General features: G+C 42.6%; 8 protein-coding genes and 2 tRNA genes. 5 read left to right on the top strand and 5 right to left on the bottom strand.

Annotated features, from left to right (window positions below; translation table 11 throughout):
* Positions 1 to 5 precede the first annotated feature (5 nt).
* On the top strand, positions 6 to 959 hold the full coding sequence (locus WAA86_RS07710; RefSeq protein ID WP_337300420.1) for a hypothetical protein: 954 nt from the start codon (positions 6 to 8) through the stop codon (positions 957 to 959).
* 640 nt (positions 960 to 1,599) lie between these two features.
* Here the strand turns inward: WAA86_RS07710 and WAA86_RS07705 are convergent.
* From WAA86_RS07705 to mutS, 3 genes are all read right to left on the bottom strand, one after another.
* Positions 1,600 to 1,683 (bottom strand) — tRNA-Leu (locus WAA86_RS07705).
* 107 nt (positions 1,684 to 1,790) lie between these two features.
* A tRNA-Gly gene (locus WAA86_RS07700) sits at positions 1,791 to 1,866 on the bottom strand.
* 188 nt (positions 1,867 to 2,054) lie between these two features.
* Entirely contained in the window at positions 2,055 to 4,631 is a 2,577-nt protein-coding gene (mutS, locus tag WAA86_RS07695; protein WP_337300419.1) for a DNA mismatch repair protein MutS, read from the bottom strand.
* Positions 4,632 to 4,830: 199 nt separating this feature from the next.
* Between mutS and WAA86_RS07690 the strand changes: the two genes are divergently transcribed.
* The gene (locus WAA86_RS07690) at positions 4,831 to 5,382 is read left to right on the top strand and encodes an RNA methyltransferase (protein ID WP_337300418.1); all 552 of its coding nucleotides are present in this window, start codon (positions 4,831 to 4,833) and stop codon (positions 5,380 to 5,382) included.
* 121 nt (positions 5,383 to 5,503) lie between these two features.
* Here the strand turns inward: WAA86_RS07690 and folK are convergent, their stop codons facing one another.
* Positions 5,504 to 6,646: a 2-amino-4-hydroxy-6-hydroxymethyldihydropteridine diphosphokinase gene (folK, locus tag WAA86_RS07685; protein WP_337300417.1), complete on the bottom strand. Its 1,143-nt coding sequence runs from the start codon at positions 6,644 to 6,646 to the stop codon at positions 5,504 to 5,506.
* Positions 6,647 to 6,821: 175 nt separating this feature from the next.
* Here folK and sppA point away from each other — a divergent pair, with 175 nt between their 5' ends.
* The 3 genes from sppA to WAA86_RS07670 all read left to right on the top strand — a co-directional run bounded on the left by sppA (position 6,822) and on the right by WAA86_RS07670 (position 12,114).
* Positions 6,822 to 8,582 carry a signal peptide peptidase SppA gene (gene sppA / locus WAA86_RS07680; protein ID WP_337300416.1) on the top strand — a complete coding sequence of 587 codons (1,761 nt, stop codon included), beginning with the start codon at positions 6,822 to 6,824 and terminating at the stop codon, positions 8,580 to 8,582.
* A gap of 2 nt (positions 8,583 to 8,584) precedes the next feature.
* Positions 8,585 to 9,298 (top strand): queuosine precursor transporter, encoded by a 714-nt coding sequence (locus tag WAA86_RS07675; RefSeq protein WP_337300415.1) that lies wholly within the window; start codon positions 8,585 to 8,587, stop codon positions 9,296 to 9,298.
* A gap of 86 nt (positions 9,299 to 9,384) precedes the next feature.
* Positions 9,385 to 12,114 carry an AsmA family protein gene (locus WAA86_RS07670; protein WP_337300414.1) on the top strand — a complete coding sequence of 910 codons (2,730 nt, stop codon included), beginning with the start codon at positions 9,385 to 9,387 and terminating at the stop codon, positions 12,112 to 12,114.
* Here the strand turns inward: WAA86_RS07670 and WAA86_RS07665 are convergent.
* Positions 12,107 to 12,901 (bottom strand): DUF2797 domain-containing protein, encoded by a 795-nt coding sequence (locus WAA86_RS07665; RefSeq protein WP_337300413.1) that lies wholly within the window; start codon positions 12,899 to 12,901, stop codon positions 12,107 to 12,109. The genes WAA86_RS07670 and WAA86_RS07665 overlap by 8 nt on opposite strands.
* Between the last annotated feature and the right edge of the window lie 83 nt (positions 12,902 to 12,984).

Genomic DNA, 12,984 nt, shown 5'->3' with positions numbered 1-12,984 from the left:
AGCTCATGGGAAAATTGATTTACAAATTATGCGTTTCGTTCGTAGTAGTTTTTCTGATAATTGAATGTTTGGTCAGGATTTTTCATTTATACTCTGAAACTCCTAAAAGATATATAGATGAATTTGGTGTTGAAAAGCGAGTTCCAAATCAAAGAGGTTTCAATGTTACTGGAAACAGAAGGCAACATGTTACTGAATTTAGAATTAATCAGAATGGATTCAATACGGTAAATACCGTTAAACCAAAAATGGATTCGTATGAAATTGCCCTAGTTGGTGATTCTTTTATAGAAGGGTTCCATCAACCTTATAAGAACTCCTTGGGGCAGATGATAGAATCAAAATTGGATTCAGTCAAAGTGTTGGAATATGGTATTGGGGGGTATGATATGGCCGACCAGATGCATTTATTGCATGCCTATAAAAAAGAATTTCTCAATGTGGATAAAATTTTCCTCTATTTGAAATTTGAGAATGATTTTGAGAGGTCCTATTATGAGCCGGATTATGATCGAATTTCGAGGGCCAATACCATATTACACAAAACATTAAAAAGTAGTAAGCTTTTTATATATCTGACAGACATAGGTTTACTTGGAAGCGTGAAAAACTATATAAGCGATAAAACGAAAGGTATAAAAAACTTTAATCCGGTTTATGCATATAACAGTAGCGTTGAGAAAAAAGATGATTTGGAAATGTCAAGAATTTCCAACTTTAATGATCTCATTGACAGGTACGGATTTGATAAAACCAAAACAGTATTATTGTATGATGGCCGACAAGCCGGCAAAAAATTTATTGCTTTTTGTAATGATCAGGGAATTAAATATATAGATTTTTCAAACACATTTAAGAATGCCAAAAAGGAGACGACACTTATATATGATGGCCATTGGAACTCATATGGCAGAGAGTTGTTGGCTGAGACCATCACAGATTTTATAGTGTATAAGTAGTGCTTTCAAGAGTGTTTTTGGATAATATCATGCGCAATGAGCCATAATTGTGTTTTGCCTTTTTTTTCAAATAAATTTGGCAAATGTTTATCAGTTAAAATTTTGAGGAAATTGAGGCGGGAATTACCTCACTTCGATCGGTGAGTCCCGTTCGAACATGTTGAGAAGAAAAGACCGGTCCTTTCAGGACTGTTATTTTTGTTTTGCCCGCTTTCGCTCAAATACATTTGGCTCAGCACTTAAAACAAAGAAGCCTCGATTTACTATTTAAATATGGTATTGATTTGGAAGGCGAGAATTACCTCACTACGTTCGGTGAGTCCCGTTCGAACATGTTGAGAAGAAAAGACCGGTCCTTCCAGGACTGTTATTATTGTTTTGCCCGCTTTCGCTCAAATAAATTTGACTCAGCACTTAAAACAAGAAAGCTTGGGTAATTAATCTATTAAATATGGTATTGATTTGGAAGGCGAGAATTACCTCACTTCGTTCGGTGAGTCCCGTTCGAACATGTTGAGAAGAAAAGGCCGTTCCTTTCAGGACTGTTATTTTTGTTTTGCCCGCTTTCGCTCAAATAAATTTGACTCAGCACTTAAAACAAAAAAGACCAAAGCTTTCGCTTTGGTCTTTTCTTCATCTGTACTCGAGGCGGGACTTGAACCCGCACGGACTAATGTCCATTGGATTTTAAGTCCAACGTGTCTACCAATTCCACCACTCGAGCCTCTGCTTGCGCAGCGGTCCTACCATTGGTAGAACGTGGATTGTAATATGAGCGAAAAACGGCGCTAAAAGAAGTGCTGGCCGCAACACCAATTTTTCGATCAAAAATGGAGCGAAAAACGGGATTCGAACCCGCGACCTCCACCTTGGCAAGGTGGCGCTCTACCAACTGAGCTATTTTCGCGATTGTTAAGAACATATGCCCCAAAGGGCAGCATCTTTGTCTGATGCGGATGCAAATTTAATACAATTCTATAAAAGGCAAAGAAATTTGTTTAAAAAGAAATAAAAAAAATAGACCCCAATAACCATCGGCCATAGACCGCATTCAAACATCCTAAAAACCAATGGAATAGGGGAATACCGTAATGATTAGGCGTTCTTCTTTTTGGACAGCAAACGTTGAATCTCATTCAATTTCATCAGGGCCTCCACCGGAGTGAGGGTATTGATGTCCAAATGAAGGATCTCCTCCTTGATCTGTGCTAACAAGGGATCGTCCAAATTAAAAAAGCTCAACTGCATTTCATTCTGGGCCGCCTTCAAATTATCGGTGAGCTCTTCGTTGGAATGGGATTTCTCCAATTTCTTCAGAATTTTATTGGCCTTATGGATCACCTGTTGGGGCATCCCCGCCATTTTGGCCACATGGATTCCAAAACTGTGCTCGCTGCCCCCAGGGGTGAGCTTGCGCAAGAAAAGCACGTTGTCTTTCAGTTCCTTGACGGACACGTTGTAGTTTTTGATCCTCGGAAAGGTGGCCGTCATCTCATTGATCTCATGGTAATGGGTAGCAAAGAGGGTTTTCGCCCTTGCCGGGTGCTCATGTAGATATTCCGAGATGGCCCAGGCTATGGAAATACCGTCATATGTGCTGGTACCGCGTCCAATCTCATCCAACAATACCAAACTGCGTTCTGAGAGGTTGTTCAAAATAGAGGCGGTTTCGTTCATCTCCACCATAAAGGTAGATTCTCCCATAGAAATATTGTCGCTGGCACCTACACGGGTGAAGATCTTGTCCACATAGCCAATTTCTGCGGATGCTGCAGGAACAAAACTTCCCATCTGTGCCAGAAGCACGATCAAGGCCGTTTGACGCAGGATGGCCGATTTACCACTCATATTGGGTCCCGTGATCATAATGATCTGCTGTTCCTCCCGGTTCAGGGTCACATCATTGGCAATATAGGCCTCGCCCAATGGCAGTTGCTTTTCTATGACCGGATGCCTGCCATTTTTTATGAGCAATTCCGTAGAATCGTTCATGGTCGGAGCCACGTAATTGTTGTCTTTTGCCAGTTGGGTAAACCCACAAAGGCAGTCGAGCTGCGCTATCAGTTGCGCATTGTTCTGTACCGGGGAGATATATTCCTGCATCCAAACAATCAACTGGGAGAACAGTTGCTGTTCCAAATTTTGGATGCGCTCCTCGGCACCCAGAATTTTGGACTCATATTCCTTGAGCTCCTCCGTGATATATCGTTCTGCATTGACCAAGGTCTGCTTGCGGATCCATTCCTCCGGCACCTTGTCCCTATGCGTGTTGCGGACCTCGATATAATAGCCAAATACATTATTGGAGGCTATCTTAAGGGAGGTGATACCAGTGTTTTTGGTTTCCCTTTCCAACATTTTGTTGAGGTAGTCCTTCCCGGAAAAGGCCAAGCCCCGTAGTTCGTCCAGTTCTGCGGAATATCCTTGGGCTATGGTACTTCCTTTTAAAATGTTTACTGGTGCCTCCTCACTGATCATTTCCTTGATCTTGGTCCGTAGCAGCTCACAGGAGTGCAATTGGTCGCCTATGAGTTTTACGGCCTCATTGGGGCTTTTGGTGGTCAGTTGCTTGACAGGGACAACAGCCTCCAATGAATTTTTTAGCTGGATTACCTCCTTGGGGCTGATCTTCCCCGTGGCCACCTTGGAGATCAAGCGCTCCAGATCGCCCATTTGTTTGATGTTGTGCTGGAGTTTCTGAAGTGTAGTGGGTTCCTTGTACAAATAGGAAATGACCTGGTGCCTACGTCTTATCTTTTCAATATTCTTCAGTGGCAGCGCCAACCACCTTTTAAGCAAGCGTCCGCCCATAGGGGATATGGTCTTGTCAATGACATCCAATAAGGTGACGGCATTGAGATTGGTGGAGTGGTAGAGTTCCAGGTTTCGGATGGTAAACCTATCCATCCATATATATTCCTCCTCGGCTATACGCTGTAATCTATTGATGTGTTGTAATTGGTGGTGCTGGGTTTCCGATAGGTAATGCAAGACGGCTCCTGAAGCTACCACCCCATAGGTTAAATGGTCTACCCCAAAACCTTTAAGGGTGTTGGTCTTGAAATGGTTGGTGAGCGTTTCCAGGGCATAATCCTCCTGGAAGATCCAGTCTTCCGTAAAAAAGGTATGGAACTGCTTACCAAAAACTTCCAAGAATTCCTTTTTGTTCGCTTTGGAAACCAAAACCTCGTTGGGTGAAAAATTTTGAAGCAGTTTATCGATCTGCTCCTCGGTTCCTTCGGAAGTCAAAAACTCTCCCGTGGAAATATCCAAAAAGGAGACCCCTATGGTCTTTCTGCCAAAATGAACGGCACAAAGGAAATTGTTGTCCTTGGCATTCAGGATATCATCATTGAAGGCCACTCCCGGGGTTACCAGTTCCGTGACCCCTCTTTTTACGATGGTCTTGGTCTGTTTGGGATCTTCAAGCTGGTCGCAGATGGCCACCCGTTGCCCAGCCTTTACCAATTTTGGCAAATAGGTGTTCAGGGAATGGTGCGGAAAGCCGGCCAATTCCGTGCGGTCGCCCCCATTGTTCCTATGGGTCAGGATAATGCCCAGGATCTTGGAGGCCTTGACGGCGTCCTCTCCAAAAGTTTCATAAAAATCGCCTACACGGAACAACAATAGGGCATCAGGATATTTGGTCTTGATGGTATTGTACTGTTGCATTAAAGGGGTTACCTTTTTTGTTTTTTTTGAATTGGCCAAAGCGATTTTATTAACTTATTTTTGCAGATATCTTATAGGAACGAAAGTACCATTTTCTTTAGGGTTGGCAAACCATTGTTGATATTTTGGGAATAACTTTTAGGCTGTCGGGCTTTAAGGTTATATGCTGGGCAGAAAATGACGAAAACAAAAAGTATACATGCGAAAATTAGAAAATAGCGAACTTAACAGGCTGGATGTAGGTGAATTTAAAGAGGCAGAAAAGTCTCCTATCATTATAGTTTTGGATAACATTAGAAGCCTTAACAATATAGGATCCGTGTTCAGGACCGCCGATGCTTTTTTGGTAGAGAAAATTTATCTGTGCGGTATCACTGCCACCCCTCCCCATAAGGATATCCACAAGACTGCACTGGGGGCAACCGATAGCGTCGCTTGGGAGTATCGCCAGGATACTTTGGAACTGGTAGAGGAATGTAAGCTTTTGGGGTACGAGACCTTGGCCATAGAACAGGCGGAACATGCCATCATGCTCAACGACTATAACCCTACTTCAGATAAAAAACAGGTGCTGGTCTTTGGAAACGAAGTTAAAGGGGTGGCCCAAGACGTGGTCACGGCCTGTGATAAGGTCATTGAAATACCGCAGTATGGTACCAAGCACTCCTTGAATATATCGGTAAGTGCGGGCGTAGTGGTCTGGGACCTGTGGTCAAAAATAAAAAAGGCCGCCAAAACCGCCGGAAAATAAAAAGACCCAATCGTGAAATTGGGTCTGATTAAAAGTTTGAGTTAGTTAGTTTCGCTTGGTTTTGCACTGCAATTAAGTAAATCTGTTTGATTTATACAATAATTGGGCAAAAATAAGTGGCCTATGGCAGGGAAACGGTGAATTTTTGTATTTCATCCAAGATATACTCATAATCCTTCTGGTTCTGAACAAAATCGAGCTCGCTGACATCAATGATCAGGCTCCTGCGCTCCGGGGAACTCTTGATAAAATCGAGATAACCCCTATTGATTTTTTCCAAATATTCAGAGGAAATGTTCTGCTCGTAATCGCGCCCCCTCTTTTTGATGTTCGATAACAAACGCTCGGAATTTTGATATAGATAGATGAAAATATCCGGTTTCTTTATCTCTTTGTGCATAAAGGTGAACACCTTCCTATAAAGTGAAAACTCCTCCTCCTGTAAGGTTACATTGGCAAAGATGAGAGACTTGTAGATATCGTAATCGCTGACCATGAAATTTTTGAACAGGTCAAATTGTGAGGTATCGTCCGTAAACTGCTGGTAACGATCGGCCAAGAAAGACATCTCCAGAGGAAAGGCATAACGGGATTGGTCCTCGTAAAATTTGGGTAGGAAGGGGTTGTCCGCAAATCGTTCCAAAACCAGTTTGGCATTAAAGTCGTCGGCGATCATATTGGCCAAGGTAGTTTTCCCGGCACCAATATTCCCTTCGATCGTTATAAAATGTAGTTTGGAAAAAAGTTCTTCTTTGCTCTTGTACAATTTAAGTAAGGTTTTTTCCGCGACACTCTTATCAGGGCATTCCTGCAATAGATTTCTAGTGTCCTTATTGATAATGGGATGATAAAATTGTGGGGCGATATCCGCCAATGGCCTTAAGACAAATCTCCTTTTTTGTAGATTTGGATGGGGGATCACCAAATTCTCGGTATGGATGATCTCGTATTCGTAATAAATGATATCTATATCTATGGTCCTGGGCTGATAACCTTCCTCAAGGTTCCTAGTCCTTCCCAAGGAGGTTTCCACGTCCAGGATGGCCTCCAAGAGCTGTTCCGGGGACAAAAAGGTCTGTAGGGACAAGCATGCATTTAAAAAATTGTCCCCTTGGAAACCCCAGGCCGGAGTTTTGTAAACAGAAGAGACGGCGGTTATAAATCCTGCCTTTTTCTGAATGGCAAAGACGGCTTCCTGCAAGTTATTCAACTTGTCACCCAGGTTGCTTCCTATAGAGAGATATGTGGTCTTGGAATTATTCATAATTGGGAAAGCAAAATAAATAAAAGAAACCGACTTAATTCAGGATAATCCATAAAACAATTGAAATAATTCTTTGTAACAAATTGTAATAGTTTACGACTAGTTAGATAGGATGTTGTGAATGCAGAACGTTTACAATGCCTATCTTTGGAACCGCAAATTTAATTTCTACTGAATGAATTTTTTAAGGAATCTTTTGGCCTCAATATTGGGTACCCTCTTCGCGTTTGGGATCCTGTTTGTCATGTTTATTATTCTGGGCAGCCTTATTGGGGGTGCCGAGGACAGTGTGAGTATCAAGAAAAATTCCATTTTGGAACTTCATCTTGAGGACCCCATAAGCGATTTTGTTGGGAATGCAGACGCAGATCCTTTCGCTGGTTTGTTCGATAGATCCCAGGGATTGGATGAAATATTACATGCTATCCATGTTGCCAAAGGAGATGAGAATATCAAAGGGATCAGTATAAACAACAATTATATCCTGGCAGGAATGTCGCAGACACAAGCAATTCGCAAGGCCCTAAAGGACTTTAGGGAAAGCGGGAAATTTGTATATGCCTACGGGGATTTTTATATGCAGAAGGACTACTACCTTTCCAGCGTTGCGAATGGAATATTCATGAACCCTGTGGGAATGATGGATTTTAAAGGACTTTCGTCCGAAGTTTTGTTCTTTAAGGAGCTGCAGGAAAAAACGGGGATCAAAATGGAGGTGATCCGTCATGGGAAATACAAAAGTGCCGTGGAGCCCTTCCTATCCAATGAGATGAGTGATGCCAATAGGACACAGATCAAAGAATTGATAGGGTCCTTGTGGTCTTCTATGGTGCACGATATCTCGGATGGTAGAAATATCAGTCCAGAAAACCTAAATATCATTGCTGATACCCTTGGGGCCAGAACGCCTGAATATGCCAAGGCCTCCGGATTGATTGACGATATCCTGTATTACGATCAGTATGAATCCAAATTGAGGGATGCTGCGGGTATTGAAAACGATAGGGATCTTAATTATGTAGATCTTAACGATTATATTAAGTATGCCAAGAAAAAGAAGTTGCACACTGGGTCCGATAAAATTGCGGTCATCTATGCCCAGGGCGAAATTATTTATGGAGAGGGGGGTCCAAATGTCATAGGGGCCGATATTATCAATGACGCCCTCATCAAAGCTAGGGAAGACAAATCTGTCAAGGCCATTGTCCTTAGGGTGAACTCTCCGGGTGGTAGTGCACTGACCTCGGATATTATATGGAGGGAAGTGGAACTGACCAAAGAAATGAAGCCGGTAGTAGTCTCCATGGGGGATGTAGCCGCTTCGGGAGGCTATTATATTGCCGTGGGCGCGGATAAGATTTTTGCTGAGCCTACGACCATCACCGGATCCATAGGAGTATTTGGCGTAGTGCCCAATATGACCGAATTGGCGGCAGATATTGGTGTCAATGCGGAACAGGTGGGAACCAATAGGAATTCTGTGGACTATTCCCTATTTGAGCCGATGAGCGATACCTTTAGGAAGACCGTTCAGGAAGGAGTGGAATCTACCTATAAGACATTTCTTTCAAGAGTAGCACAGGGAAGGGATATATCCATTGCCAATGCCGATAGTTTGGCGCAGGGTCGAGTATGGAGTGGCGTAGATGCCAAAAGACTGGGGTTGGTAGATGAACTTGGCGGCCTGGAGGAAGCCATAGAGGAAGCGGCCTCCATGGTGGGACTGTCCTCTTACGGCATCAAAAATTTTCCAAAATACAAAACCGGATTTGAGCAGTTGATGGAAGATCTGGGAGGCAGCAGTGCCAAGGCCAAACAGGCATTTATCAAAGAAGAAGTAGGTACGGAGATCTATGGAATCTTACAACAGGTGAAAGCGGCCATGGAGCAGAAAGGTGTTCAGGCAAGAATGCCCTTTGTGCTTAACATCAAATAAATATGACCTATAGGGATAAGAAATTTGCGCATACCATATACTTGTATTTGGGTGCGCTTTTTATCACCTCCTTGGTGGTTTCAAACCTTATTTTTCAAAAATTCTTTTATTGGATGCCTTTTGGGGAGGATGCCACCATTTTTGGTGCTCCATTGTTTGTGATCTCAGTTGGGATCTTGCCGTACCCCATTACCTTTCTCATCACCGATCTTATCTCTGAGATCTATGGGGCCAAAAAAGCCAATCAGATCGTGACCGCCGGTATTTTTGCCTCTTTTTTTTCCATGGGGATCATATATTTGGCAAACGTGGCGCCAGCGGTAGATTCATCCCCTGTTAATGATGAGATTTTCAATACGGTTTTTGCCCTGTCGCCCGTGGCGGTTCTGGCCTCAATGATTGCCTATCTGCTGGCACAATACGTGGATATAGCCATCTATCACTTTTGGAAACGCATTACCAAAGGCAAGCTGCTCTGGCTGCGGAACAACTTTTCTACCTTCTCTTCGCAGTTTATAGATACCTTCACCGTAGTTGGCCTATTGTGTGTTTTTCAGGTGATTCCATGGAGTATGTTTTACGGTCTTGTGGTAAGTGGATTTATTTTTAAGATTTTAATAGCATTTATAGACACTCCTTTTTTGTATTTTTTCGTACATATATTTAGAAAACGGTTTAAACTTGAAATAGGACAGGAAATAGATCTGGAAGTATAAAAAATTTCAATTGTTTTTGTTTCAAGGTAATAATGAAATACATTGCTGTAAAATTGTTTATCGCAATGCAAAACGCTTAGGTATTTATGAAAAATAAAGCATTAAAAATAACAGGTATTGTTTTGGTGGTCCTCGTAGGAACACTAATTGCAGCACCATTTTTTCTCAAAGGAAAAATAACCAAACTGATCAAGGAAAAGGTTAATACAAGTATCAACGCTACCTTTGATTTTGCGGAAGCCGATCTTAGTTTCTTCAAAAGTTTCCCTAACGCCACAGTTACCTTGGAAGGGATCTCCCTGATAAACAAGGCCCCTTTTGCCGGGGATACTTTGTTCGCCTCCAAAGAGGTGGAGCTGAAAATGTCCGTGATGGAATTGTTCAACGATTCCCAAGAGCCCATTGAGCTTACCTACCTAAAAGTGGATGGTGCCCAATTGAACATTAAATATGATATGGCGGAAAACGCCAATTACGATATTGCCCTGGACAAGGGCCCCGACGCCCAGGAGACGGATGACAATTTTTTGCTTACCCTACAGAAATATGAAATTCTGAACTCCACCGTTGTTTACCATGACATGGCATCCAATATGCGATTGGAAATTGCAGAGATGAACCACAACGGGACGGGGGATCTTTCCTTGGAGAAATCGGAGTTGGATACACAGACCACTGCCTTGGTCTCTTTTGAGATGGACAGTACCAATTATTTGAACAAAAACCCGGTACAGCTAAAAGCCCTGATCGGGGTGGACCTAAAAGAGGAGAAATACACCTTCCTGAAGAACGAGGCCTTGGTGAACCAATTGCCCTTGGTATTTGAAGGCTACGTAAAGATGTTGGAAGAAGGACAGGAGGTGAACATCAGTTTTAAGACTCCTTCATCGGACTTCAAAAACTTTTTGGCGGTGATTCCGGAAACCTATTCCAAAAACATAGAAAATGTAAAGACTACCGGTAATTTTATTGTTACAGGGAAATTTACGGGTATCGTGGATGATCTTCATATTCCACAGTTTAAAATTGACATCAAATCGGACAATGCATCCTTTAAATACCCTGATCTGCCAAAATCGGTGAGCAATGTCTTTATTGATACGGAAATTACCAATACCACTGGGATTACCGAAGATACCTTTGTGGATATCCGCAAGCTGAGTTTTATGATCGATCAGGACAAGTTCAATATGGTGGCCAATATTCGCGACCTTATGGGGAATACCAAGGTCAATGCCCACGTGGACGGTAAAATGAACCTGGCCAATATTTCCAAGGCGTATCCGGTTCCTGCAGATTTGGATCTAAAGGGAATCCTGACGGCAGATATTACTACCGCCTTTGATATGGCCACGGTAGAGAAAAAACAGTATGAAAATACCAACACAAGTGGTAATCTGACCCTTCAGGGGTTCGAATATAAGTCGGCCGAGATCCCCAATGCCGTGAAATTGGAAAAAACGGCCGTGACTTTTAATCCAAAAACGGTGACCTTGAATGAATTGAAGGGAACAACCGGAAAGACAGATTTTGATGTTACCGGAACTATCAACAACCTTTTGGGCTTTATGTTCAACGATGAACAGGTAGAGGGCAATTTCAATCTTAAATCAAACACTTTTGCCCTTAATGATTTTATGGTGGCAGAAACGGAAGGAGAGGGCGGTGCAGAGGCCAAAGCCGAGGCCGCGCCCGTAGCCGAAGAAAAGATCAAAATACCTTCGTTTTTGGATTGTACCATAAATGCCACGGCGAACAATGTGCTCTATGATAATCTTACCCTGAAAAATGTTTCGGGAACTCTTAAGATCAAAGACGAAAAGGCGGAACTTGTGAATATGACCTCTTCCATATTTGATGGAAAGATGGCATTCAGTGGGGAGGTGTCCACCAAAAGCGAAACACCAACCTTCGCCATGAAGTTGGGAATGGACAGTTTTAAGATAGGGGAAACTTTTAAATCCTTGGAGCTTTTCAAAGTTTTGGCACCTATAGCCAATGTACTTCAAGGTACGCTTAATTCCGATATTGCACTGTCGGGAAATCTGAAGGACGATTTTACCCCTGATCTGATCAGCTTATCGGGGAATATCCTTGCCTCTTTGTTTACAGAAAAGATCGATTCGGAAAAATCACAGGTGTTGTCCAGTTTGGACGGGGCATTGAATTTCATCGATTTTAAGAAGTTGGATTTAAAGGAGCTGAAAACGGCCCTGAATTTTGAGGATGGGATCGTCAAAGTAAAGCCGTTCACCATCAAGTATCAGGATATAGCCATCAACGTGGCCGGTAGCCATACCTTCGATCAAAAATTGAACTATGCCGCTACCTTGGAGGTCCCTGCAAAGTATTTGGGCAAGGAAATTAATAACCTCCTTGCTAAAATAGATGATAAGTCCTTGGAAGGGTTGACCATTCCCGTTACTGCCAACATCGGAGGAATGTACAACAGTCCCAAAGTAAGTACGGACCTTACCAGTGGCGTAAAAAACCTAACCTCCCAACTGGTGGAAATACAGAAGCAAAAGTTGATGGACCAGGGCAAGGATAAGGCGAAAAGTTTGATAGGTGGTCTATTGGGAGGTGATGCCAAAACGAAGGACTCCACGGCCCAAAAGTCTGGTGGACAAGAGGGAGTGAAGGAAGTTCTGGGAGGCCTGATAGGGAATAAGACGAAAACCCAAGATACCGCTGCCACAAAAACCGGTACCACACCCAAGAAAGACGCAATAAAAGAAGCTGCCTCAGGTGTGCTGGGAGGTTTTCTGAACAAGAAGAAGAAAGAAGCCGAGGTTAAAAAGGACAGCGTTAACTAATCCCCAGGGAAATATAATAGCCCTCGCTGCCCCTGACATTGAAAACGGTATTATCCTCAAAGATGAGATACTGGCCCTTGATGCCTTTAAGGATCCCCTTAAAATGTGGGGTCTTTTCAAGGTTTAGGCTTTTTACTTTTTCCGGATAGCGCAATACAGGGAATTCCATGTGGCTTTCCTGGTTGCTTTCAATAAAATATGGGGCAGCTTCCTCCGGGATGTACTGCCTCAATTTGTTTCTATAGGCCACCAGATCCTCATCATCCACATTGTTGGTAAGCATTTTTCGCCAATTGGTCTTGTCGCCAATATGGTCTTTAAGGGCAACCTCGGTAATTCCGGCCAAATAGCGATTTGGCACTTCTACGATCTCTATGGCCTCGTGCGCCCCTTGGTCGATCCATCTTGTAGGGACTTGGGATTTTCTGGTGACCCCTACTTTTATGTTGCTGGAATTGGCCAGATAGACAATGTGTGGTTGTAGCTGTACCTTCTTTTCGTACTCCAAATCCCTATCTTCCTGGTCCAAATGCGCCGTACTCAGTTCAGGTCTCATGATCCAATCACCGGCGGAAGGAATTTCAAAAAAGCAATTTCGGCAAAATCCCTGTCTGTAGATGGTTTTGTCCAAATGACAATTGAGGCACTGGTATTTTATAAATTTTATTTCCAACTCTTTGTCCAGCACTTGGTTGACATTTAGAAAGTCGTTTTCAAAAACCAGATAATATTGAATAGGATTCCCTAATTCTGTTTGCATTTTTTTTAAGACTCCTTCAAACTGCATAAAAGCATTTTTTTAAATTAAATTTCAATTTGAAAATGATAATTTTAAAAGCTATTTTTAATGAAATTAGCCATTAGATTAAA

This window comes from Sediminicola sp. 1XM1-17, assembly GCF_037203765.1.
Taxonomy (GTDB): domain Bacteria; phylum Bacteroidota; class Bacteroidia; order Flavobacteriales; family Flavobacteriaceae; genus Sediminicola.
This window is presented reverse-complemented; position numbering and strand designations above follow the sequence as displayed.

What these genes read in the sequence shown, in the direction of transcription:
- mutS (WP_337300419.1), bottom strand. Translation starts at nt 4,631, where the DNA reads ATGCAACAGTACAATACCATCAAGACCAAATATCCTGATGCCCTATTG.
- WAA86_RS07710 (WP_337300420.1), top strand. Translation starts at nt 6, where the DNA reads ATGGGAAAATTGATTTACAAATTATGCGTTTCGTTCGTAGTAGTTTTT.
- WAA86_RS07675 (WP_337300415.1), top strand. Translation starts at nt 8,585, where the DNA reads ATGACCTATAGGGATAAGAAATTTGCGCATACCATATACTTGTATTTG.
- WAA86_RS07670 (WP_337300414.1), top strand. Translation starts at nt 9,385, where the DNA reads ATGAAAAATAAAGCATTAAAAATAACAGGTATTGTTTTGGTGGTCCTC.
- folK (WP_337300417.1), bottom strand. Translation starts at nt 6,646, where the DNA reads ATGAATAATTCCAAGACCACATATCTCTCTATAGGAAGCAACCTGGGT.
- WAA86_RS07690 (WP_337300418.1), top strand. Translation starts at nt 4,831, where the DNA reads ATGCGAAAATTAGAAAATAGCGAACTTAACAGGCTGGATGTAGGTGAA.
- WAA86_RS07665 (WP_337300413.1), bottom strand. Translation starts at nt 12,901, where the DNA reads ATGCAGTTTGAAGGAGTCTTAAAAAAAATGCAAACAGAATTAGGGAAT.
- sppA (WP_337300416.1), top strand. Translation starts at nt 6,822, where the DNA reads ATGAATTTTTTAAGGAATCTTTTGGCCTCAATATTGGGTACCCTCTTC.